Here is a 24,280-nt window from a genome sequence, read left to right on the forward strand (position 1 = left end):
ACAGGAACGCCACATTCGCGATGGCTGAGGGGCGGGTATAACTATCGGGTACCCAATCGACATGCGAGGAATAACTTATGCGTTATCAAAAACTGGGCAACACCGGTCTGTTCGTTTCTGAACTGTGCCTCGGCACCATGACCTTCGGCGGTGAGGGCGGCATGTGGGGCAAGATTGGCCAGCTCCAGCAAAGTGAGGCCGAGCAGCTGGTGGGCCGCGCGCTGGATGCCGGGATCAACTTTATCGACACCGCAGACGTTTACTCGGAGGGGCGATCGGAGGAGATCACCGGTCAGGCGCTGAAAAACCTGAAAATCCCGCGCGAGAGCGTGGTGGTCGCCACGAAAGCGTTCGGCGAAACGGGAACGGCAGGGGTGAACTCGCGCGGCAGCTCGCGCTATCACATCGTCAGCAGCGTGAAGGAGAGCCTGCGCCGCCTGCAGCTCGATCATATCGATCTCTACCAGCTTCACGGCTTTGACCCCGCAACGCCGATTGAAGAGACGCTCTACGCGCTGGATAACCTGGTGCAGCACGGCCACGTGCGCTACATCGGCGTCTCGAACTGGGCGGCGTGGCAGATTGCCAAAGCGCTCGGTATTTCTGAACGTCTTGGGCTGGCGCGTTTCGCGTCGCTGCAGGCGTATTACACCATTGCCGGGCGCGATTTGGAGCGCGAGCTGGTGCCGATGATGCAGAGCGAAGGCGTCGGGCTGATGGTCTGGAGCCCGCTGGCGGGCGGCCTGCTGAGTGGAAAATATGGCCGCGACGGGCAGAGTGAAGCCGGTGGCCGCCGTCTGGCGTTCGACTTCCCGCCGGTGGATAAAGATCGCGCCTTCGACTGCGTGGACGTGATGCGCGTGATTGCCGAAAGCAAGGGCGTCTCCGTCGCGCAAATCGCGCTGGCGTGGCTGCTGCATCAAAAGGCCGTGACCAGCGTGATTATCGGGGCCAAACGCGTCGATCAGCTGGACGACAATATCGCCGCGACCGGGATCCGCTTAAGCAAAGACGAGCTTAAACAGCTTGATGCGGTGAGCGCGCTGCCTCGCGAGTATCCCGGCTGGATGCTGGAGCGCCAGGGAGAATATCGCCGCAATCAGCTTGCACAACAATAACCTTCCTTTCCCCGGTGGCGCTTCGCTTGCCGGGGCTACTTCCCTGGTCATTATTTCAATCCATCTCACAAAAAACGATCCTCCTCTTTGATCGTCCTTTCATCTTCGCCTATATGACTAGTCATGAGATTTTAAATGACTAGTCATATAGGGAGTGAATATGAACAATCAGCTGCCAGCCAATTTTTTATGGGGCAACTCGGTGTCCAGCATGCAGACGGAAGGGGCCTGGAACGAGGGCGGGAAAGGCATGTCGGTGTACGACATTCGCGAAGCCGGGGAGAATATCTCCGACTGGAAAGTCGCGACCGACTCCTACCACCGCTACCGGGAAGATTTCGACCTGATGCAGGATCTGGGCATGAACTGCTACCGATTCCAGATTTCATGGAGCCGCGTCTGCCCGCAGGGCGACGGCGCGTTCAACGACGAAGGCATAGCGTTTTACGACCATTTTATCGACGATCTGATCGCCCGCGGCATCGAGCCGATGGTTTGTCTTTACCACTTCGATATGCCGCTGGCGCTGGCGCAGGAGTACAACGGCTTCAACGACCGCCGTGTGATGGAGGCCTTTATCCGCTACGGCAAAAAGATGATCGACTGCTATGGCGACCGCGTGAAGTACTGGCTGACCTTCAACGAGCAGAACATCTTCCACATGCCGGAAGCGTTCCGTATTTCGGGCTATATGAAAGGCGAGAAAACCCTGCGCGAGCTGTACGAGCTGCAGCACCATACGATGGTGGCGCACATGGCGCTGACCGAGTATTTGCACCAGACCAGACCGGGCCAGCTGATGGGCGGCATGCTGGCGCACCAGCTGGTCTACCCGGCCACCTGCAAGCCGCGCGATATCTTCTGCGCCCAGCAGTACGACGAATTCCTCAACCAGAACCTGCTGCGCGTCTTCGCCGGGCAGGGCTACAGCCCGGCGGTGATGGCGGTGGTGGAGCAGGAGGGCTTTGGCGATATCTATCGCGCCGAGGATTTAGCGCTGCTGGCGCGCACCAGAAACGACTATATGGCCTTCAGCTACTACGCCAGCAAAACGCTGGACAGCGATGCGATCCCGGAAGGCACGCCGGTGAACGATTACCTGCTGCACGGCGAGAAAAACAACCCGTACCTGAAGGCCACCGAGTGGAACTGGCAGATCGATCCGCTGGGCTTTCGCACCATCATCACCCGCTACGCCAACGACTGGCGCCTGCCGGTGTTCCCGATCGAGAACGGCATTGGGGTGATTGAGTCCTGGGACGGCGTAAACCCGATCGACGACACCTACCGCATCGACTACCACCGGGCGCATATCGAGGCCATGAAGGAGGCGATGTTCGAGGACGGGGCAGAGGTGATCGGCTACCTCGGCTGGGGGTTGATCGACATTCTCAGCTCTCAGGGCGACATGCGTAAGCGCTACGGCGTGGTCTATGTCAACCGTGAAAACCACGACCTGAAAGACCTGAAGCGCGTGCCGAAGAAGAGCTACGCGTGGTTAAAACAGGTTATCCATACCAACGGACGCGAGATGTAAGCCGTACGCTGCCGGGCCGTTTTTGTGACTGATTGATGGGAACTATCCGCTATGTCTGAAGCAAAAATAACACCGCACATGCAGTCCTTTGTCGATAAATTTGTCGAGTTCTCGGCGCGCCTGGCAAACCAGGTGCACCTGCGCTCCCTGCGCGACGCCTTCGCCACGGTGATGCCCATTTTCATCCTCGCCGGTCTGGCGGTGCTGGTGAACAACGTGGTGTTTCCGTGGATTTTTCACGGCGACACGCTGGCACACTTCAAAGTGTGGGGCGAGGCGATTATCAACGGCACGCTGAACATCGCCGCGCTGCTGCTGGCGCCGATGATTGCCTGGTCGCTGGCGCGCAACAAAGATTTCGACAATCCGGTCTCGGCAGTGGTTATCGCCGTCAGCAGCTTCATCATCATGATGCCGATGCGCCTGCAGCTTACGCCCGTCGGCAGCGACGCCGCGGTGAACGTCACCCAGGTGCTGACGTTCGCCAATATTGGCTCAACCGGGATTTTCGCCGGGGTGCTGATTGGGCTGCTCTCAACGGAACTGTTTATCGCTATTTCACGCCTGAAGGCGCTGCACATTTCCCTCGGGGAAAACGTGCCTCCGGCGGTGAGCAAATCCTTTACCGCGCTGATCCCGACCATCCTCACGCTCTCCCTGTTCGCGGTGCTGGCGGCCGTGCTGGCAAACGTGCTGCATACGGACCTGATCCATCTCATTACCACCTTTATCCAGCAGCCGCTGCGGCTGATCAACACCAGCCTGCCGGGGACGATCTTCATCTACAGCTTCGGTAACTTCCTGTTCACGCTCGGTATTCATCAGTCTGTCGTTAACAGCGTGGTGCTGGAGCCGTTCCTGCTGATTAACACCAACGAGAACATGCTGGCCTTCGCCAACGGTCAACCTATCCCGCATATCATTAATAACATCTTCGTGCCAACGTTTGGCATGGTGGGCGGCACGGGCAGCACAATATCGCTGCTGATCGCCATCTTTATTTTCTCCCGTCAAAAATCGGCGAAGCAGGTGGCGCGTCTGTCGCTGGCGCCCGGTTTATTCAACATTAACGAGCCGGTGATCTTCGGCCTGCCGATCGTGTTTAACCTGCCGCTGATGATCCCGTTTGTGCTGCTGCCCGCCATCGGCATTTACTTCGCCTGGCTCTGTACCACGCTGGGGTTAATGTCGCGCTGCGTGGTGATGATCCCGTGGACCACGCCGCCAATTCTCAGCGCCTGGCTGGCGACGGCGGGGGACTGGCGGGCGGTGGTGGTGCAGTTGGCAATCATCGTATTTGGTGTATTCTTCTACCTGCCTTTCCTCAAGATTGCCGAGCGAGTGGCGTTGAAAAACAGCGGGATAGAAAACTAACTGAAAGGAAGGACGATGGCGGCGAAGTACATCACCATAGCGCGGGAAATTAAGAAACGCATTATCAGCCAGCAGTACGCCGCCAACGAACCCCTGCCGGACCAGTTTGCGCTGGCGGCGGAGTTCAGCTCCAGCCGGATGACCATCCAGCAGGCGATGCGCCAGCTGATCGTCGAAGGTCTGGTCTATACCCGCCAGGGGCAGGGCACGTTCATCCGAAAAAATTTCCTCCAGCTCTCGCAGTGGGATCTTTCCGGCAGCGACTACTTCGGCGCGACCAAAACCTGGGAACATCTGGGCACGGTGACCAGCCGGGTGGTGCATTTCGAGCTGCGCTTTCCGAACGAGAAAGAGCAGGCGTCGCTGATGATTAACGCCGATGCGCCGATCTATGACTTCATTCGACTCCGCTTGCTGAACGGCGAACCTATGTCGCTGGACTCCACGGTGATGCCGATGAATCTGGTGCCGGGCCTGACGAAAAACCATCTTGAAGGTTCGGTGTTCCAGTACTTGCAGGAGACGCTGGGGCTGAAAATTATGGGGTCGTACCGGGTGGTGCGGGCGCTTAAGCCCAACGCGCTGGACAGGGAGCATCTGGTCTGCGAGCAGACCGATCCCGTACTGGAAGTAGAGCAGGTGATTTATCTGGAGGACGGCACGCCGCTGGAGTATGCCCACTGCCACTATCGCTACGACCACGGCGGGATCGTGATCGTGAATAACGGGTAAAAAAAAGCGGGCAACGAGGCCCGCTTTTTTAATGCTTCGCTATCAGTTCAAACGCACCGGCATACCGGAGCGGTTCTGCACGGCCTGGTCAACAATCGCCGTTTCTACGTCTGGCTGAGAGGTCACCGCCTGCACCGCGCTGTTGAGCGTAACAGGGACGATTTCGTTGTTGTTGATCTGGTCTTCGCTGGTGGACAGCGGGTTGTGCACTTCGATGTAGCGGCTGCCGTCTGGCTCAGAGGTCGCTTTCACCGGTTCGTTGATGAACTGCACGCGCGTACCGACCGGCACGTTTTCGAACAGGAATTTGATGTCGTCGTTACGCAGGCGCACGCAGCCGTGGCTTACGCGCAGGCCGATACCGAAGTTGGCGTTGGTCCCGTGGATAGCGTACAGGCGGCCAATGTACAGCGCGTACAGACCCATTGGGTTATCCGGACCGGCTGGCACAACGGCTGGCAGCGGTTCGCCTGCAGCGATGTATTCTGCGTGCATTTTGGCAGTCGGCGTCCAGGTTGGGCCCGCTTTCTTACGCTCAACCTTGGTGGTCCAGTTCATTGGGGTGTCTTTACCCAGCTGGCCGATACCGATTGGCAGCACGATAACGGTGTTGGTGCCTTTCGGGTAGTAATACAGACGCATTTCGGCGCTGTTAATCACGATACCTTCATGAACGGTATCCGGCAGGATCAGCTGCTGAGGAATATTCAGCACGGTACCCGCTTTTGGCAGATACGGGTCAACGCCCGGGTTCGCTTCCAGCATGTTAGACAGGCCCAGCTGGTACTGCGCAGCGAAATACTCCAGTGGCTGAGAGTTACCTTCTGGTACCGTCACAACCTGGTTCTGGCCCACCAGACGGCTACCGTCTGTTGGCAGGGGATACGTCACCGCAGACGCGGTCTTACAAAAACCTACTACGGCTAACGCCGCCGCAAAAAGCGTTGTTAATTTCATGTTCATGTTGTGCGAGGTATCTAAGCCATTCCGGCGATGAGTTGATAAGTCTGAATCTGTGATGGGAGCGCATTATATGTGCATTCCCGCTCACAGGGAATTCAGATGTGTACGAAATCACATTTTTTTCGATTTTGTTAAAGTTTAGTGGATTGCCGCAACACGGGATCTCAATTCGGAATTGTGGCATAATGCCGTGTTTATCACACTTTTCGCAGGAATCTCCCCGTGTTAGTTACCAGCAACGTCACTATGCAGTTTGGCAGTAAGCCGCTGTTCGAAAACATTTCCGTCAAATTTGGCGGCGGCAACCGTTACGGCCTGATTGGTGCCAACGGTAGCGGAAAATCCACCTTTATGAAGATCCTCGGCGGTGACCTGGAGCCGACGCTCGGCAACGTATCGCTCGACCCTAACGAGCGTATCGGTAAACTGCGTCAGGATCAGTTCGCCTTCGAAGAGTTCACCGTGCTCGACACCGTGATCATGGGGCATGGGGAACTGTGGGAAGTGAAGCAGGAGCGCGATCGCATCTACGCGCTGGCCGAAATGAGTGAAGAAGACGGCTATAAAGTGGCCGAGCTGGAAACGCAGTACGGCGAGATGGACGGCTACTCTGCAGAAGCGCGCGCGGGCGAGCTGCTGCTGGGCGTAGGTATTCCGGTTGAACAGCATTACGGTCCGATGAGCGAAGTGGCGCCAGGCTGGAAGCTGCGTGTGCTGCTGGCACAGGCGCTGTTCTCAAACCCGGACATCCTGCTGCTCGACGAACCGACGAACAACCTGGACATCGACACCATCCGCTGGCTGGAGCAGACGCTGAACGATCGCGACAGCACCATGATCATCATCTCGCACGACCGTCACTTCCTGAACATGGTCTGTACGCACATGGCGGATCTGGACTACGGCGAGCTGCGCGTTTACCCGGGCAACTACGACGAATACATGACGGCGGCCACCCAGGCGCGTGAACGTCTGCTGGCGGATAACGCCAAGAAGAAAGCGCAGATTGCTGACCTGCAGTCCTTCGTCAGCCGCTTTAGCGCCAACGCCTCTAAGTCGCGTCAGGCGACCTCGCGTGCGCGTCAGATCGACAAAATCAAGCTGGACGAAGTCAAAGCCTCCAGCCGTCAGAACCCGTTCATCCGCTTCGAGCAGGACAAGAAACTGTTCCGTAACGCGCTGGAAGTGGAAGCCCTGGCAAAAGGCTTTGAGAACGGCCCGCTGTTTAACAAATTCAACCTGCTGCTGGAAGTGGGCGAGAAGATTGCCATCCTCGGTGCCAACGGCGTGGGTAAATCCACCATGCTGAAAACCCTGGTGGGCGAACTGCAGCCGGACAACGGCACCGTGAAGTGGTCTGAAAACGCGCAGATCGGCTACTACGCGCAGGACCATGAATACGAGTTCGAAAACGACCTCACCGTCTTCGACTGGATGAGCCAGTGGAAGCAGGAAGGCGACGACGAGCAGGCGGTGCGCAGCATTCTGGGCCGTCTGCTGTTCAGCCAGGACGACATCAAAAAACCGGCTAAAGTGCTCTCCGGTGGTGAGAAGGGCCGCATGCTGTTCGGCAAGCTGATGATGGAAAAACCGAATATCCTGGTGATGGACGAACCGACTAACCACCTGGACATGGAATCTATCGAATCCCTGAACATGGCGCTGGAGATGTATCAGGGCACCCTGATCTTCGTCTCTCACGACCGCGAGTTCGTCAGCTCGCTGGCGACCCGCGTGATCGAAATTACGCCAGAGCGCGTGGTGGACTTCACCGGTAATTACGAAGACTACCTGCGCAGTAAAGGTATCGACGGCTAAAAAAAAGCCGGGTGGCGGCTTCGCCTTACCCGGCCTACGTTCTATTCCCTCTCACTGTGGGAGAGGGTTAGGGTGAGGGCATCAGGCCGCACTACACCACCCACTCGCCCCCTTCAACCCCGTTCACCAGCAGCGTACGTTTTTCCCCTACGGGCAGCGACACCTTCAGCGCTTTCCACGCCGGACGATAATCCCCGCGCGCGTTGACCTTCAGGTTGATGGTTGCGCCATCGCACACCATTTCCCATTCCACCCACAGCGCACTGCCGTTCTGGTAGCCCCAGCTTTCGCCATCGTCTTCAAACAGCATGCCCGAGGTTGTCCCGACGCCCTTCACCGGGAACAGCTTCAGCTCGCGGGTGTTGTCTTTTTCAGCGGACACGTGGGTAATGCGTTCGCTCAGCGGCAGACCGGCACCGGCGCGCACCAGCAGCGGCAGTTTTTCCAGCGGCGCGTCGAGAACGATCGACTGGCCGCCAGCGAACCACGCGTGGGTGTAAAAATCGTACCAGCCGGTTTCGTTATCCGGCAGCCAGACGCGGCGCTCGCGCTGCCCGGCTTCGACCACGCTGGCCACCAGCAGATCGCGGCCCAGCAGGAAGTCATCGCACTCTTCAAAGGTCTGCGCATCGTGCTCGTGATCGAGGAAGGTCGGGCGCAGCATCGGTTCGTCGTCGGCGTGCGCCTGCCACAGCAGGGTGTAGAGGTACGGCAGCAGGCGGTAGCGCAGCTCAACCGCGCCGCGAATGGCTGGCGTGACGCCCGGGTACATCCACGGCTCGTTCACGGTGCGATCGTCATTCCACGAGTGAATGGTAAAGCGCGGGTGCATCACGCCGTTCTGCACCCAGCGCACGAACAGCTCCGCGTCCGGCTTGTCGCCGGAGAAACCGCCGACGTCGTGACCGACGTTGAACAGCCCGGACAGGCTCATGCCCAGCCCCATGCGGATGTTATAGCGCAGGGTGTCCCAGTTAGTACGGTTGTCGCCGCTCCAGGTCTGGACGTAGCGCTGCATCCCGGCGCAGCCGGAGCGGGAGATGAGATACGGACGTTTTTCCGGCGCGAAACGCTGCTGCGCTTCCAGCGAGGCGCGCATCATCAGCAGCGGCATTACCGGGCGAATGTGCTTGATGGCGATCTCCTTGCCGAAGCCAAAGCAGCGCGCTTCCCCATCCCACACTTCGTATTCGTTGTTGTCGTTCCAGGTAGAGTCGATGCCCATCTCCAGCAGCTGCGTGGTGACGCCGTTCTGCCACCACTGCACCGTCTGCGGGTTGGTGAAATCGAGGTGCGAGCCTTCGTCATCCCAGAAGCTGGAACGTTCCGGTGCATCGGTTTCTGAATCGCGAATGAACAGACCGCTTTCCGCCACTTCTCTATAGCGCGGATGATCCTGCAGCAGGCACGGCTTGATGTTGGCCGCAAGCCGCAGCCCCGCGTCGTGGAACGCCTGGCTCATCACCTTCGGCTGCGGCACCTTGTCATAGTTCCAGTTAAAGACGTAGCGCTTGCCGTTGATGGAGGTATAGCCGGAAGAGAGCTGGAACGAGTCGCACGGAATGGCGTGTTCTTCGCACAGGCGGATGAAATTCATCAGCTGGTTCTGCGCGTCCGGCGCGTCGGTGTAGTGCATGGTCGAGCCGCTGTAGCCCAGGCTCCACTTCGGTCCGAACAGCGTTTTCCCGGTCAGGCGCACGAAGGCTTTGGTGACGTCCAGCACGCGTTTGCCGGTAAATATGTAGTAATCGATATCGCCCGCTTCCGCCTGCCAGCGACGATAGGCGGTGTGGTAGTTGTCGATTTCGTTGCCCAGATCCAGCCAGCAGCTGCTCAGGTTGTCGTAGAACAGGCCGTAGCTGACGTCGTCGCGGCGGGCGATAGTGAACGGGATGTGCTTGTAGAGCGGGTCGGTGCTGGCCGCGTTGTACCCCATCGCGTCGAGGTTGCGCATCTCGTAGCGCTTACCGTTGCGCTGCAGATCGCCCGCTTTCTCGCCCAGGCCGTAGAAGCGCTCGTCCTTACGACGGCTGAGATAGTGCGCCACGCCGTCGCCGTGGGCGTTCAGCAGGTAGGCGCTGGTCGGACGGTCGTTGACCAGCGGCTGCCACTCGCCCGCCTCATTGCGGTAGTGCCACTCCAGCCACAGCGGCTGGTGGACGGTCACGCGCAGCCGTTCGGTGGCCACGGTGAGCGTCTCATCCTGCTGCGTCAGGTTCCAGGCCGGGCAGGAGAAACCGCTTATATCGTCACGGCGGCGGCCTTCCCAGGGCACGTCTTTTTCCGGCGCGATGCTCCAGGTGCGGTCCAGCGCCAGCTCGCCTTTGCGCTTAATCAGCACGCGGAACAGGTTCTCTTCCAGCACGTACAGGCACAGGCGGTGCTGGTTATCAATCAGCAGTTCCAGATGGTTTGCCGACTGCGTATCAAGGGTCCAGTTTTTCAGGGTTTTCATATGCAATACATCCACTATCAGGCGCGCTTGGCGCGGCGTTCAGCAATAAATGCTATCAGGAAGACGGCGCCAATCAGGTCAAAGAAGCCCATGGCAATAAAGAGCGGGTTAAAGCCGATTTTGTCGGCGGTCACACCGATTAACAGCGAGAACAGGAAGCTGGCGATCCACGCCGCCGAGCCGCGCATGCCGTTGACGGTCGCCATCTGGCCTTTGTCGAACGACTCCACGACCAGGGCGCTTAGCATGCAGGAGATGATCTGGTGCCCGAAACCGCCGATGGAGATCAGCACGATGGTGATATACGGGTCGCGGGTAATGGCCACGATGCCGAGCGAGATCATCAGGAACGCGCCCGTCACGGAGCTGGCAACGACCGAGTTAACGCGGGAGCAGCCGAACAGGCGGGTGTACAGACGCGTCAGGTAGCCGCTCGCCACGCTGCCGAGGTCGGCGGCGAGGAACGGCAGCCAGGCAAACATCGCAATCTGCTTCAGATCCATGCCGTGCTCTTTGGCGAGGTACAGCGGCACCCAGAAGCTCAGCACCGCCCAGGCGGGTTCTGCCATAAAGGCCGGGATGGCGATACCGTAGAAGCGTTTGTTTTTCGAGACGGTTTTCAGCGCGGTCAGGAAGGGCAGTCTCACCGCAGGCGGTTCGTTATCCTGCTTGATGAACGCCAGCTCGTCCTTGCTCAGGTTCGGGTGCTGCTCCGGGTTGTGGTAGAACGCCCACCAGAGGATCACCCACAGCAGCGCCAGCACGCCGGTAAACATGAACGCGCCCTGCCAGCCGAACGAGGCGTGAGCAAAGTAGATGATAGGCGGAGCCAGCATCGCGCCGATGGAGAAGCCCACGCCCGCCCAGCCTGCGGCAACGGGACGCTCTGATTTCGGGAACCATTCGCCGATGGTTTTGGCGTTCGCCGGGGTAGCGGCGGCCTCAGAGGCACCCATAAAGAAGCGCAGAATCGCCAGGTGCAGCCAGGTTCCGGCACCCGCGTGGAAAATACACATCAGCGCCCAGATCCCTGCGCAGACCATAAAGCCAATCTTCAGGCCGATAACGTCAATCAGCCAGCCGCACAGGGGCTGGAAAATGGTGTAGGCGATCTGGAACGCGCCAACGATCCAGGAGTATTGCTCGGTGGTGATCCCGAGGCTCTCTTTCAGTTCCGGGGCGAGGATCCCGAGCGAGTTTCGGGTGATGTAGTTAACGGTGACGCCAAGTAAGAACAGCACCAGCACGTACCAGCGCAGGTTCTTGATGACGCGACGGGTTTTGCTTGTCGCAACGGTGTTATTGATGTCCTGACTCATTTTACTCTCCACAAGACGGACGGTAAGGGGACGGAGGTTCAGGTGTCACACGGATTTTTATGCCTTTGATTTCTATCCGTTTAAACTGCTTAAGTTGGTATACAACTAGTATGGAAGTTGTGTGACAAGTTCACCTTAAGGGAGAAAATGAGTAGGCAATAGTGGATTTTGTGCAAAATTTCTCATAACTGACGAAAAGGCTCTGGCATGATGACATCCATGTCAGTTATTGCCTGGCGGATACGCTATGAAAATTTTTTCATTTCGCAAATGGAGCCAGATCACAAAATGGACAAAAGGCTAAAAATCACCGAGATCGCAGCCCGTACGCAGCTCTCGATCAGCACCGTGTCGCGGGTGCTGGCGGGGAAAGCCAATACCAGTGAAAAAGCGCGCGCAAAGGTGCTGGCGTGCGCGCGGGAGCTGGGGGTGATGGAGGGCATGGCGGCAGGGCGGTTACTGCTCAATAGCCTGGTGGTTTTTGCCCCGCAGCGCGCCTTCGACGAGCGGTCCGACATCTTTTACTACCGCGTGATCCAGAGCGTGAGTAAAGGGCTTGCCTCGCACGACGTGCGCCTTCGCTACTGCGCGTTGGAAGAGAACGACAGCGACGCCCAGCTGTTTCTGGCGCGCATGAACGAAGCGGATACGCAGGCGGCAATCCTTCTTGGCATCGACGATCCCCATATCCACGATCTGGCGGTGGACGTGGGTAAACCCTGCATGCTGATTAACTGCCGGGACCGCCACGTGCGTCTGCCTGCCGTCGCGCCGGATCATAGAGCCATTGGCGAGCGGGCGGCGGAATATCTGTTCGAGATGGGACACCGTGAGGTGATGAACGTGCTGTGCCTGCGTCGCTACACCATGGAGCAGCGCCTGTCGGGGATCCGCGATGCGTGGCAGTCCCACAACCTGACGTTCAACGATAAACGCGATCTGCTGGTGGTGCCCAGCTTCAGCGCCAAAGAGACGGAACAGCTGGTCAGCGAGTGGCTTAACCAGCAGAAGGGAAAAGACCTGCCGACGGCGTTTCTGGTCGGCGGCGACTTTATGGCGGCGGGCACCATTAGCGCATTACAAAACCACGGTCTTCGCGTGCCGCAGGACGTGTCGGTAATGAGTATTGACGGGTTTAACCTGGCGGCGATTCAGGATGTTCCATTAACGGCCGTGCATGTTCCCCGCGATGAGCTGGGAACAGAAGCGGTTTATATGCTCCAGCAGCGGCTGATGCGCCCGGGCGCGCCGGTGGGAACGTTACTGCTGAACGGTACGCTGACCGTAAGGGAGTCGGTACGGCGGATACGTCAGGGGAAACGACGTACCGCCGTGGAGCGGGAAGGGCTTTACGACAGTTAAACCATGCCCAGGGCGCGCTTGCCGTGGATGTTGAGATCGTTCACGGTAAAGCGGTCCTGCCAGCGCTTTTCATAATCCTCGCGCGGGAAGTCTCCCGGCGACGCGCCGGTTTCCAGCGCTTCCTTGACCTTCTTCGCGTAGGCGAGGTTTTTCTCGCACATCGGCGCGGCAGGGATGTACATCACGTTGCCCCAGCCCTGCTGATTTTCCACCGGCGCGACGGAGTGGATCACATCGCAGTGCCACCATACGGAATCGCCCGCCTCCAGCGCCGGAATGCTGCTTAATGCCTCGATCAGCAGCGGGTGCCACTTCTCGGAAACCGGCAGCACGCGCCCCGGCGCCACGCCGCACAGCTCGTCTTCCGGCACGTCGTCCAGCAGCGGACGCAGCAGAATATAGGCCATCGCTTCCGGGATCGGCACCACGTGCAGCAAGCCCTGTCCGGGGATCATATCCGACAGCGCCGTCCAGCCCTGGAAGGTCCGGAACACCGAGCATTTGGTAGTGTTATCGACGGTGTACTCTTCCACTTTGGTACGGTGCGCGGCGTTCCACGGATCGTACTTATCGACGTTGCCGTCAAACACGCGGGCAAACACCTGCTGATAGGCCGGCAGCAGCCAGCGCTCCAGCGCGCCGGAGTCGGTATGCGCGCCAAGCCCTTTCGAGGTGGTTCCCGGCGGACGGCGGCGGATACGGTCCGGGTAAATCACGCTCACGTCCGGGTTGAACCACTGCTTGCCGTTGCTCTCGAATGTCCATAAACGGTTCAGGAACGACTGCACCTGCGCCATCTCTTCGCTCTGGCGCGCCTGCATCTGCGCCTGCGACCAGTAAATCGGGAAAATCTCCGGACGAGAGGCCGTTAGGGTGCCGAAGAAGTTATCGCCAGGCCCTTTGTACACGTCGTCAAATTTGTTCAGATCGAGGTAGTCGAGCATCGACTGATCCCACGCCAGCGCCTGCTCGCGCGGGAAATGACCTTTAATCACCGCGCAGCCGCGGCGCTTAACGGCTTCGCGCTGTGCGTCGGTAATGGTGCCGTTTTTCACGTCCGCAAACGGGATCTCCGGCCAGACGGTTTCGCCTTTGTTCTTAAGGGCGTTGATTTCCGCCACGCGGGTGGCAATTTTATCGCTGAGCTTATTAAACACCGCCTGCACGTCGCCGATCTGCACGCGCAGCTCACGTTTCAACTGACGGATTGCCGCTTTGTGATCCGCTGGCAAAGTTTCACTGGTAAAGGTCATAACTGCCTCGCATCTTTCATTCGAAAGTAAAAATGTCTACAAGTGATACTTTAAGTTAAAAATAAGTTAATGCAAGTTTAAAAACTTGACGCAAGCCACAGGACGGAAAAAGAGTGAGAGGCCGGAGCGAGGCTCCGGCGAGGAAGGGATCAGACGTCGAACGGGGAATGGTTGTCGAGCACGGCCTGAATGACGTTCAGCGCGCCCTGATGATTGTTGTCGTCGGTGCTGTAGCGGCTGATTTCTTTGATGTTTTCCGCCGCGTTGCCCATCGCAAAGGAATATTTCACCAGCTTCAGCATCTCGGCATCGTTGCCGCTGTCGCCAATGGCCACGCACGCCTGCGGGGAGATTTTCCAGCGTTTCAGCAGACGGCTGATGCCGTTGGCCTTGTGCAGGCCGGGGATAATCAAATCGACAAAACCAAAGCCGCTGGTGACCGGCTTCATAATGCCGTCCAGCGAGACGTGCAGCTTATCCACCAGAGTTGGGATATCGCTATCCGGCAGGTTCAGGGAGAACTTAAACAGCACGTCGTCAATGTCGCGGTAATCGCTGATGCGCTTTAAGCGGTGGTAGTGCTTTGACATCAGCGCCACGAACGCTTCAGGGGCCTGGTCGCTGACGTAGGCACTTTCCAACCCGCAGGCCACGAAGTTCAGTCCCTTATCTTTCAGCAGTTCGCCAATCACGATCTGCGATTCATGACGCGTCAGCTCGCCGTGGAAAATCTGTTCGCCGCGATCGAACACCAGCGCGCCGTTTTCCGCCACGAAGGAGATGCGATCTTTAAGCTCCGGAAAGAAGGAGATGAGCTGGTAATACTGGTTGCCGCTGGCGACAACAAATTCAATGTCGCGGGCGTTAAGCTGTTCAAACTGTGCCTGGAAGCGGTCACGATCGTACTGCTTGGCATCATCAAGGAAAGTTCCGTCCATATCGGTGACGATAACTTTAACGGTCATACTGTGCTCCTGGGTCACTGCGTTTTGAAACATTCTAATAACAAGGTGACGGGGAGCACAAATTTAATTTCGAATGAAAGTCAGAAAGCCGGGTGGCGGCTTCGCCTTACCCGGCCTACGGAGAGAGGAGTAGGCCCGGTAAGCGAAGCGCCACCGGGCGTTTTTTACAGCGTATGCTCGGTACGGGCGATAATATCGTCCTGCGCATCCGGCGACAGGGCAGTGAAGAACGCCGAGTAGCCCGCTACGCGCACCACCAGGTCACGATACTGGTCAGGATGTTTCTTCGCTTCCAGCAGCGTTTCGCGCGAGACGATGTTGTACTGAATATGCCAGCCTTTATGCACCTCGAAGAAGGTGCGCAGCAGCACCATCAGCTTCTGTCGGTCGCTGTCGTTTTCCAGCGTCGACGGGTTCAGCTTCTGGTTTAACAGCACCCCGCCCAGAATCGCTTCCGTAGGCAGTTTGCCCACCGAGCCGATTACCGCCGTCGGGCCGAGATGGTCCGTACCGGAAGCCGGGCTTGCGCCTTCCGCCAGCGGGGTGTGCGCTTTGCGTCCGTCTGGGGTGGCCATTGTCGCCGCGCCAAACGGCACGTTCGCGGAAATAGAAGAGGTACCTGCGTAGTAGTTACCACCGATCGGGCCACGGCCGTAGCGCGGGTTGTGATACTGCTTCAGCTCTTCAATGTAGGTCTGATAGGCACGGGTCAGCAGCATATCCACGCTATCGTCGTCGTTGCCGTACTTCGGCGCGCCGTTGATCAGGCGCTGGCGCAGCTGTTCGTGGGTCAGGCCGTCGAAGTCATCCGCCAGCGCGGCTGCCAGCTGCTGCTGACCGATAGTGCCCTGTTCGAACACCAGCTTTTTCACTGCCGCCAGGCTGTTGCCGAGGTTGGCGATGCCCACCTGCAGGCCGGAGACCCAGTCATACTTCGCGCCGCCCTGCTTGATGCTTTTCGCGCGCTCGATGCAGTCGTCCACCAGCGCCGAGCAGAGAATATCGTGGACGTTCTCTTCCAGCATGGTGTCCACCACGTACTCAATTTCGATGGATTTGCGGGTGTAGTAGCGGATCTGGCTGTCCCACGCCGCCATCACCTCTTCGAAGTTATCGAAGTTACCGGCAGAGAGGGCTTTTTCCTGCGGCAGGAACACCTTGCCGCTGGTGGCGTCGCGGCCGCCTTCCAGCGCGGCGAGCATCACGCGGGCGAAGTTGATAAAGCTCATGCCGGTGCAGCGGTAGCCCCACTTGCCGCCCACCGCGGTTTCGATGCAGCCGATGGCCGCATAGTCGTAGGCATCGTCGCGCTCAACGCCGAGCTTGATGAATTCCGGAATGACGATTTCATCGTTGTTGAACGCCGGCATCCCGAAGCCGCAGCGGATCACCTGCACGCAGGCGTCGAGGAAGTCGTTGCTCATGCCCGCATGGTAGCGCACGCTCAGGTTCGGCTGGGTGGAGCGCAGGCGACCGCAGGATTCCAGAATCGCGTAGGAGAGCGGGTTCACCGCGTCCATTGGCTCACCGTTGACCAGCTTCTGGCCGCCAATGGTGACGTTCTGGTACAGCGGGCTACCGGCGGAAGCCTTGGAGTGCGAGCCGGAGCGGATCTTGTTCACTTCCAGCAGCTTCAGCCAGCAGCTGTGCAGCAGCTCGATGGCGTGTTCGCGGTCGAGGCTCTGGTTCAGCTCCACGTCGCGGCGGTAGAACGGATAGAGATACTGGTCCATGCGCGCGAAGGAGACGGAGTGGCCGTTGGACTCAATCTGCAGGATCAGCTGAATGAAGTAGCACAGCTGCAGCGCCTGCCAGAAGGTTTTTGGCGGCTCGTGAGCAATGATGTCGCAGTTTTCCGCCATCGCCAGCAGCTCGTCGCGGCGGCTTTCGCGGGTTTCGGTCGCGGCCATTTCACGCGCCAGGTCGGCAAAGCGTTTGATGTGCAGGCTTACGGCTTCCAGCACGATATCGATCGCCTTCAGGAACTGGTCGCCGTGCAGGTCTTCCAGCACCGTCAGGTTGATGCGCGTGCGGCGCTCGGCCACTTTGGCGCGCAGGCCGTCGAGGCCTTTCTCCAGTACCAGCGGGAAGTTCACCGCCAGGTGCGCGTCGCCGGAGGTCATGTTGCCTTCGGCTTTGATAATGCCGGTTTCCAGCAGGCCTTTCTGCTCGTCGGTGAACATGCCGTAGCAGCGATCCTGCACCGTCTGGCCGCGCCACCACGGGCAGATCTCATGCAGCACGCGCTTGTTCTCTTCGCTTACCGCAAAGCCCGCGCCCGGGCGGTCCGCCAGATCGTCGATCTCTTTCTCAATCCAGGAGACGGTGTATTCCGGGAAAATCGGCGCGGCGCGCACTTCGCTTGCCTGGTTACCGATAATCAGCTCGTCGTGTTTGATCCAGATGGTGCGTTCAGCCAGGTGATGCGCCAGCGCCAGGGCGCGACGCACCGGGATCGGCTTGTCCATGTGCTGCTGGTACATTTCGGTGTAATGCTGCGCGCGCTCGGTACAGACCGGCGGCTTAACGATATGCACCAGGGCCGTTTTGTGCGCTTTAATGCGCTCGCTGAGGGTGTTGAGATTCAGGGTTGTCATAGGTTTATCCTCGTAAGGTCGCGGTTAACCCTTTCTGGCAGGCGTACTGCTGCGCGAAGTCCAGCAGGGCAGGGTTATCCAGCGGTTTGTCAGGGGCAGAGTAAGGTTGGCCGAGCAGGGTGTATTTGTTCATGCCCAGCGTGTGATACGGCAGAAAATGAATATCGTCGACGCCGAGTTCGTCGGCGGCAAAGTTGGTAATGGCGGTTATGGACGCTTCATCCGCGTTAAAGCCCTGGATCAGCGGCACGCGGATGGTGATTTTTTTCCCGGCCACGGCAAGGCGTTTCAGGTTGTCCAGGATCCGCTTAGCCGAACCGTCCGTCCACTGTTTGAAAACTTCACCGTCGACGTGCTTCAGGTCGGCGAGGAACAGATCGACGTAGGGTAATGACGGCTCGATATAATGCCACGGTACGTGAAGGCAGGTTTCCACGGCGGTGTGGATCCCCTGTTCGTGGCTGGCTTTAAACAGCGCGTGCGCCAGCTCAGGGTTCATAAACGGCTCGCCGCCGGAGAGGGTGATGCCGCCGCCGCTGCGGTCATAGAAGGGTTTATCGCGCAGCACGGTCGCCATGATCTCCTCGACCTGCTGTTCTTCACCGCAGACGGTCAGCGCCTGCGTCGGGCAGCAGTCGGTAAGGGCGGCGAGCGTGGCTTCATCAAGCTTCTCACGATGAATGACCAGCCCATTCAGCGCGCGTTCGATACAGCCCGGTGCCGCCTGCTGACACAGGTCGCAGCCGTCCAGGCACAGACGTGCATCAAAGAGCACGTCCCGGCTGCGGGAGCGGCTTTCCGGGTTTTGGCACCAGCGACAGCCCAGCGAGCAGCCTTTCAGGAACACCACGGTTCGAATGCCGGGGCCATCGTGGGTAGAGTAACGCTGAATATTGAAGATCATGATTTCGCCTCCCATCTTGCATATGAAGATTAAATGACTTTCGAATGAAAGTTATCTTGATGCAAGTCAACTACTGAGCAGGTTTTGTCGTGATAGGGTAAGTGCAGGCTAATTTTGAGGGTGACATCATGGAACTTTATCTCGACACATCTGACGTTGCGGCAGTCAAAAAGCTGGCGCGTATCTTCCCGCTGGCGGGCGTGACCACTAACCCAAGCATTGTGGCCGCAGGTAAAACGCCGCTGGACGTGTTGCTGCCAGAGCTGCACGACGCGCTGGGCGGCAAAGGCCGTCTGTTCGCCCAGGTGATGGCGACCACCGCGGAAGGCATGGTGGAGGACGCGCGCAAGCTGCGCGCCATCATTAACGACCTGGTGGTGAAAGTACCGGTGACCGCAGAAGGGCTGGCGGCAATCAAGATGCTGAAAGCCGAGGGCATCCCGACGCTGGGCACGGCGGTGTACGGCGCCGCGCAGGGGATGCTCTCCGCGCTGGCGGGTGCAGAGTATGTGGCGCCTTACGTTAACCGCGTAGACGCGCAGGGCGGGGACGGGATCCAGACTGTTGTGGAATTACAGCAGCTGCTGACATTGCACGCCCCGCAGTCAAAGGTGCTGGCCGCGAGCTTTAAAACCCCGCGTCAGGCGCTGGACTGCCTGCTGGCAGGGTGCGAGTCCATCACGCTGCCGCTGGACGTGGCGCAGCAGTTTATTACCTCTCCGGCAGTAGACGCGGCGATTGTGAAGTTTGAGCAGGACTGGCAGGGGGCGTTTGGACGGACGTCTATCTAACGGGTGCGGCCTGATGCCCTCACCCCAACCCTCTCCCACAGGGAGAGGGAGCAAACATTAAAACGGCAACCTGAAGGTTGCCGTTTGCTTTAACCTCTACAAACCTCACACCCCGGGTTACGCATCAGCTTCATCTCGCGGAACTGGCAGGTCATCGCGTCATACATCACGATTTTCCCCGCGGCAGGCGTGCCGTAGTGCGCCAGGACTTTGATCGCTTCCATCGCCTGCAGTGAGCCAATCACGCCGACCAGCGGCGCCATCACGCCCGCCTCAACGCAGGTCAGGGCGTTCTCGCCGAACAGGCGGCTCAGGCAGCGGTAGCAGGGTTCGCCTTCCGCGTACGTGAAGACGCTGATTTGCCCCTCCATGCGGATCGCCGCGCCGGAGACCAGCGGGATTTTGTGGGCAAAACAGCCTGCGTTGAGCTGGTTACGGACGGCGACGTTATCGGTGCAGTCCAGCACCAGGTCGTGCTGCGCAATCTGCGCGGACAAGGCGTCGTCATCCAGCATCGCGTCCATCAGGGTGAACTGAACGTTGGGGTTAATGCGCGAGAGCGCCGTGCGGGCAGAGTCCACTTTCGGCTGTCCAACCGTCGCGTCGCTGTGCAGCGTCTGGCGCTGCAGGTTGGACACCGATACGGTATCGAAATCCAGCAGCGTCATCCTGCCCACGCCCGCCGCCGCAAGATACTGCGCGGCGGCGCAGCCCAGACCGCCGAGCCCGACAACCAGCACGCTTGCTGCCTTAAGCGCTTCCTGGCCCTCGAAATCAAACCCGCGCAGCACAATCTGGCGGTTGTAGCGCATCATCTCCGGGTCGCTCAGCTCCACCGTCATGTCAGCCTCCGAACAGGTGGTTAAAACGTTCTACCTCAACCCACTCGCCTGCTTCCACATTGCCGCGCTCGCGCTCCAGCACGATAAAGCAGTTGCCCTGGCTGAAGGAGCTGAAAATATGCGAGCCCTGGTGCCCGGTGGTGCTCACTTCCAATTCGCCGTCCGCGCTGCGCGCCAGAATGCCGCGCTGGAAATCGAGGCGGCCCGGTGATTTTTTCAGGCGCGTGGCGGCGCGCACGCGCTGGCGTTCAGGCAGCGGGCTGGCGCTGTTGCCGGAAAGCTTCGCCAGCAGCGGGATCGCCAGCTGGTAGAAGGTGAGTGCCGCCGAAACCGGATTACCCGGCAGGCCGCAGAACCAGCTATGTTGCAGCTTGCCAAACGCGAACGGTTTGCCCGGCTTGATGGCCAGCTTCCAGAAGGCGATTTCGCCCAGCTCTTCAAGGATGGTTTTGGTGTAATCCGCTTCGCCCACGGAGACGCCGCCGGAGCTGATGACCACGTCGGCAGCGTTATCCGCCTCGATAAACGCGGCGCGCAGTTTTTCCGGATCGTCAGGAATAATGCCGAGGTTAATCACGTCGCATCCCAGCTGCTCCAGCATCAGGTGTACCGCCAGGCGGTTGGTGTCGTAAATCTGGCCGTCCTGCAGCGGTTGGCCCGGAAGCTGCAGCTCGTCGCCGGTGGAGAAAACGGCGACGCGCACTTTACGGATAACGTCGATTTCAGCAACGCCGAGCGACGCCAGCACCGGCAGTTCACCTACCGTCAGCTTCTGTCCGGCGGCAAAGACCGTTGCGCCAAGCGTGATATCTTCGCCCGTGCGGCGGATGTTCTGGCCCGCTTTGACGCTGGCGGTAAAACGCACGCCGTCGTCGGTCTGTTCGGTCTCTTCCTGCATTACCACGGCGTCGCAACCGGCCGGAACCGGCGCGCCGGTCATGATGCGTACGCAGGTGCCCGTAGGCCACTCACCGCTAAACGGCTGACCCGCAAAGGCTTTACCTGCCACCGGCAGGGCGTTACCCGTCTGGAGATCCGCCAGGCGTACCGCGTAACCGTCCATCGCGGAATTATCAAACCCCGGCACGTTAAGCGGAGAGACGATATCGCGCGCGGCAATACGGCCAAAACAGCGTACGAGGGGCAGCGTTTCAACGTCATGCAGCGGGGAAACTCGGTCAAGCATCTGCGTGAGTGCCGTCTCAAGCGGCATCAGTCCGGCGGTAAAATCCATGGTGGGCTCCTGCGGAGTAACAACGAAAGCGCTCATTATGGCAGAAAAGTGCGGCTAACTGTATGACCCGATGGGTGTACGCTTTACATCACAGTTACGTCTTTCTATATTCAAAAATCATCTGAAGTTTCATCGACGATAATGATATTTATAGAAAAAGCCGCAAATCAGGCTAACGGGTGATGCGAATGGTTAATGCGGTAATCGCAATTCATGGTGGCGCCGGGGCAATCACCCGAGCACAGCTCAGTCCCGAGCAGGAAAAGCGCTATATCGACGCGCTGTACGCCATTGTGGAAACGGGCCAGAGAATGCTGGAAGCGGGCGAAAGCGCGCTGGATGTGGTCACCGAGGCGGTGCGCCTGCTGGAAGAGTGCCCGTTATTTAACGCGGGGATTGGTTCGGTCTTTACCCGGGATGAAACGCACGAGCTGGATGCCTGCGTGATGGACGGCGTCACCCTGAAAGCGGGCGCCGTGGCGGGCGTAAGTCATCTGCGCAATCCGGTGCTGGCGGCGCGTCTGGTGATGGAAGCGAGTCCGCACGTGCTGCTGACGGGGGCCGGGGCAGAGAGGTTTGCCTTCGAGCACGGAATGGAACCGGTATCGCCGGATCTGTTTTCCACGGAAGCGCGCTATCAGCAGCTGCTGGAAGCCCGTTCGGCGGGCATGACGCAGCTTGACCACAGTGCGCCGCTGGATGAGACCACCAAAATGGGCACGGTCGGCGCGGTGGCGCTCGATAAGGCCGGAAATCTCGCGGCGGCGACGTCAACCGGCGGGATGACCAACAAGCTGCCCGGACGCGTCGGCGATAGCCCGCTGCCGGGCGCCGGCTGCTATGCCAATAACGCGACGGCGGCGGTGTCGTGTACCGGAACCGGGGAAGTGTTTATCCGCGCCCTCGCGGCCTACGACATCACCGCGCTGATGGATTACGGCGGTTTAAGCCTCAGTGAAGCCTGCGAGCGCGTGGTGATGGAAAAACTGCCTGCGCTTGGCGGCGTCGGCGGGCTCATTGCGGTGGATCGTGAGGGCAACGTGGCTTTGCCGTTCAACAGCGAAGGCATGTATCGCGCCTGGGGTTATGCCGGTGATGAACCGAGCACGGGCATCTATCGTGAATAAGGGGGCAGCGCGTGCCGCACAGTGAAGAACTGGACAACCGCGAAGTGCTGGCTGTCCATCAGCTCAATATTGCGTTTCAGGAAGAGCGGCAGTTCATCCCCGCAATACAGAATTTATCGTTCACGCTCAGGCGCGGCGAGACGCTGGCGATTGTTGGCGAGTCCGGCTCCGGTAAATCGGTCACCGCGCTGGCGCTGATGCGCCTGCTGGAACAGACGGGCGGGCAAATCAGCAGCGAGAAAATGCTCCTGCGCCGCCGCAACCGTCAGGTCATTGATTTAAATGAGCTGAGCAGATCGCAGATGCAGGGCGTGCGCGGGGCGGATATTGCGATGATCTTCCAGGAGCCGATGACCTCCCTGAACCCGGTTTTTCCGGTCGGGGAACAAATCGCCGAGTCCATCCGCCTGCATCAGGGGCTGAGCGGCGATGAAGCGCTCAACGAGGCCCGACGGATGCTGGAGCTGGTGCGCATTCCGGAGGCGCAGGCCATTCTGGGGCGCTATCCGCATCAGCTTTCCGGCGGCATGCGCCAGCGGGTAATGATTGCCATGGCGCTCTCCTGCCGTCCGGCGGTGCTGATTGCCGATGAACCGACGACGGCGCTGGACGTGACGATTCAGGCGCAGATCCTGCAGCTCATCAAAGTGCTGCAGCAGGAGATGGAGATGGGGGTGATATTTATCACCCATGATATGGGCGTGGTCGCCGATATCGCCGATCGGGTGCTGGTGATGCACAAGGGCAGCGCGGTGGAAACCGGCCCGGTCGAGCAGATTTTTCACGCGCCCGTGCATCCTTACACCAAAGCGCTGCTGGCGGCGGTTCCGCGCCTGGGGGCGATGAACGGCAGCGATTTGCCGCGCCGCTTCCCCCTGATTTCTCTCGAGGCGTCCGAGCAGCAGGAGGATGAGCGCGAGCAGGACACCGTGGTGCCGGGCAAGCCCATTCTGGAAGTGCGCGATCTGGTCACCCGTTTTCCGCTGCGCAGCGGCGTGTTGAACCGCGTAAAGCGCGAAGTGCATGCGGTGGAAAACGTCAGCTTCGATCTCTGGCCGGGCGAAACGCTTGCGCTGGTGGGGGAGTCCGGCTGCGGTAAATCCACCACCGGGCGCGCGTTGCTTCGTCTGGTGGAATCACAGGAAGGCAGCATTACCTTTAACGGTGAGCGTATTGATACCCTTCCGGACAGCAGGCTGCAGGCGGTGCGGCGGGATATTCAGTTTATTTTCCAGGACCCGTATGCCTCCCTCGATCCGCGCCATACGGTGGGGTATTCGATCATGGAGCCGCTGCGGGTACATAACCTGCTCGACGGTGAAGCGGCACAGCGTCGCGTGGCCTGGCTGCTGGAGCGCGTCGGCCTGAAGCCGGAACACGCATGGCGTTACCCGCACGAGTTTTCCGGCGGACAGCGGCAGCGTATCTGCATCGCCCGCGCGCTGGCGCTAAACCCGAAGGTGGTGATTGCCGATGAGTCCGTCTCGGCGCTGGATGTATCTATCCGGGCGCAGATCATCAACTTATTGCTGGATTTACAGCGGGATATGGGGATTGCCTTCCTGTTTATCTCGCACGATATGGCCGTGGTCGAGCGCATCAGCCATCGCGTGGCGGTGATGTTTATGGGGCAGATCGTGGAGATTGGGCCGCGAAGAGCGGTGTTTGAGAACCCGCAGCACCCGTATACCCGCAAGCTTATCGCGGCGGTCCCGGTTGCCGATCCGGCGCATCGTCACGGCCAGCGCGTGCTGCTGCAGGATGAAATGCCGAGCAATATTCGTAAACGCGGCGAGGCCGTAGAGCGCGTGACGCTGCGCGAGGTCGGTCCGGGGCATTTCGTCGCTCCCCCGCGTCAGGACAATGCGTTTTCGCGGTTATAACTTACA

18 protein-coding genes are annotated in these 24,280 nt (G+C 59.3%); 9 read left to right on the forward strand and 9 right to left on the reverse strand.

All coding sequences use genetic code 11. The features are described 5' to 3' along the window. Window positions 1-77 precede the first annotated feature (77 nt). The 4 genes from AB8846_RS20305 to AB8846_RS20320 all read left to right on the forward strand — a co-directional run bounded on the left by AB8846_RS20305 (window position 78) and on the right by AB8846_RS20320 (window position 4,761). On the forward strand, window positions 78-1,118 hold the full coding sequence (locus AB8846_RS20305; RefSeq protein WP_370733526.1) for an aldo/keto reductase: 1,041 nt from the start codon (window positions 78-80) through the stop codon (window positions 1,116-1,118). Between the two features lie 160 nt (window positions 1,119-1,278). After that, window positions 1,279-2,655, forward strand: coding sequence for a glycoside hydrolase family 1 protein (locus AB8846_RS20310; RefSeq protein ID WP_370733527.1), 1,377 nt, complete (start codon window positions 1,279-1,281; stop codon window positions 2,653-2,655). A 51-nt stretch (window positions 2,656-2,706) separates the two neighbouring features. Beyond that, window positions 2,707-4,029 carry a PTS transporter subunit EIIC gene (locus AB8846_RS20315; protein ID WP_320709427.1) on the forward strand — a complete coding sequence of 441 codons (1,323 nt, stop codon included), beginning with the start codon at window positions 2,707-2,709 and terminating at the stop codon, window positions 4,027-4,029. A gap of 15 nt (window positions 4,030-4,044) precedes the next feature. Then, window positions 4,045-4,761 carry a GntR family transcriptional regulator gene (locus tag AB8846_RS20320; protein ID WP_370733528.1) on the forward strand — a complete coding sequence of 239 codons (717 nt, stop codon included), beginning with the start codon at window positions 4,045-4,047 and terminating at the stop codon, window positions 4,759-4,761. Window positions 4,762-4,803: 42 nt separating this feature from the next. Here the strand turns inward: AB8846_RS20320 and ldtB are convergent, their stop codons facing one another. Further along, window positions 4,804-5,724, reverse strand: a complete 921-nt coding sequence (ldtB, locus tag AB8846_RS20325; RefSeq protein ID WP_029740604.1) for a L,D-transpeptidase — start codon at window positions 5,722-5,724, stop codon at window positions 4,804-4,806. Window positions 5,725-5,946: 222 nt separating this feature from the next. Between ldtB and AB8846_RS20330 the strand changes: the two genes are divergently transcribed. Beyond that, entirely contained in the window at window positions 5,947-7,542 is a 1,596-nt protein-coding gene (locus AB8846_RS20330) for an ABC-F family ATPase (protein WP_063143084.1), read from the forward strand. Between the two features lie 91 nt (window positions 7,543-7,633). On the opposite strand, the gene AB8846_RS20335 is transcribed toward AB8846_RS20330, so the two are convergent. Together AB8846_RS20335 and AB8846_RS20340 are read right to left on the reverse strand one after the other, a co-directional pair. After that, window positions 7,634-9,997, reverse strand: coding sequence for a TIM-barrel domain-containing protein (locus AB8846_RS20335; RefSeq protein WP_370733529.1), 2,364 nt, complete (start codon window positions 9,995-9,997; stop codon window positions 7,634-7,636). A gap of 17 nt (window positions 9,998-10,014) precedes the next feature. Continuing rightward, a complete protein-coding gene (locus AB8846_RS20340; RefSeq protein WP_370733530.1) occupies window positions 10,015-11,316 on the reverse strand; it encodes an MFS transporter in 1,302 nt (433 codons plus the stop codon). Window positions 11,317-11,604: 288 nt separating this feature from the next. Here AB8846_RS20340 and AB8846_RS20345 point away from each other — a divergent pair, with 288 nt between their 5' ends. Continuing rightward, window positions 11,605-12,678 (forward strand): LacI family DNA-binding transcriptional regulator, encoded by a 1,074-nt coding sequence (locus AB8846_RS20345; RefSeq protein WP_370733531.1) that lies wholly within the window; start codon window positions 11,605-11,607, stop codon window positions 12,676-12,678. Here AB8846_RS20345 and AB8846_RS20350 read toward each other — a convergent pair. The 4 genes from AB8846_RS20350 to AB8846_RS20365 form a co-directional block, all read right to left on the reverse strand. Continuing rightward, window positions 12,675-13,931 (reverse strand): DUF1479 domain-containing protein, encoded by a 1,257-nt coding sequence (locus AB8846_RS20350; protein ID WP_370733532.1) that lies wholly within the window; start codon window positions 13,929-13,931, stop codon window positions 12,675-12,677. The two genes, AB8846_RS20345 and AB8846_RS20350, sit on opposite strands and share 4 nt — an antisense overlap. A gap of 149 nt (window positions 13,932-14,080) precedes the next feature. Then, the gene (locus tag AB8846_RS20355; RefSeq protein WP_370733533.1) at window positions 14,081-14,896 is read right to left on the reverse strand and encodes a Cof-type HAD-IIB family hydrolase; all 816 of its coding nucleotides are present in this window, start codon (window positions 14,894-14,896) and stop codon (window positions 14,081-14,083) included. 164 nt (window positions 14,897-15,060) lie between these two features. Further along, entirely contained in the window at window positions 15,061-17,493 is a 2,433-nt protein-coding gene (locus AB8846_RS20360; RefSeq protein ID WP_063143079.1) for a formate C-acetyltransferase/glycerol dehydratase family glycyl radical enzyme, read from the reverse strand. 4 nt (window positions 17,494-17,497) lie between these two features. Then, window positions 17,498-18,397, reverse strand: a complete 900-nt coding sequence (locus tag AB8846_RS20365) for a glycyl-radical enzyme activating protein (protein ID WP_370733534.1) — start codon at window positions 18,395-18,397, stop codon at window positions 17,498-17,500. Between the two features lie 128 nt (window positions 18,398-18,525). Between AB8846_RS20365 and fsa the strand changes: the two genes are divergently transcribed. Further along, the gene (gene fsa / locus AB8846_RS20370) at window positions 18,526-19,188 is read left to right on the forward strand and encodes a fructose-6-phosphate aldolase (protein ID WP_010428983.1); all 663 of its coding nucleotides are present in this window, start codon (window positions 18,526-18,528) and stop codon (window positions 19,186-19,188) included. Between the two features lie 89 nt (window positions 19,189-19,277). On the opposite strand, the gene moeB is transcribed toward fsa, so the two are convergent. Both moeB and moeA read right to left on the reverse strand, forming a co-directional pair. Continuing rightward, entirely contained in the window at window positions 19,278-20,030 is a 753-nt protein-coding gene (gene moeB, locus AB8846_RS20375; protein ID WP_370733535.1) for a molybdopterin-synthase adenylyltransferase MoeB, read from the reverse strand. Window position 20,031: 1 nt separating this feature from the next. Further along, entirely contained in the window at window positions 20,032-21,264 is a 1,233-nt protein-coding gene (gene moeA, locus AB8846_RS20380; protein WP_370733536.1) for a molybdopterin molybdotransferase MoeA, read from the reverse strand. 188 nt (window positions 21,265-21,452) lie between these two features. On the opposite strand from moeA, the gene iaaA reads away from it, so the two are divergent. Both iaaA and gsiA read left to right on the forward strand, forming a co-directional pair. Further along, window positions 21,453-22,391 carry a beta-aspartyl-peptidase gene (iaaA, locus tag AB8846_RS20385; protein WP_370733537.1) on the forward strand — a complete coding sequence of 313 codons (939 nt, stop codon included), beginning with the start codon at window positions 21,453-21,455 and terminating at the stop codon, window positions 22,389-22,391. Between the two features lie 11 nt (window positions 22,392-22,402). After that, window positions 22,403-24,274: a glutathione ABC transporter ATP-binding protein GsiA gene (gene gsiA / locus AB8846_RS20390; protein ID WP_063143074.1), complete on the forward strand. Its 1,872-nt coding sequence runs from the start codon at window positions 22,403-22,405 to the stop codon at window positions 24,272-24,274. The last annotated feature ends 6 nt before the right edge of the window (window positions 24,275-24,280 follow it).

Source organism: Enterobacter sp. KB-221C9 (assembly GCF_041320715.1).
GTDB lineage: Bacteria > Pseudomonadota > Gammaproteobacteria > Enterobacterales > Enterobacteriaceae > Enterobacter > Enterobacter asburiae_D.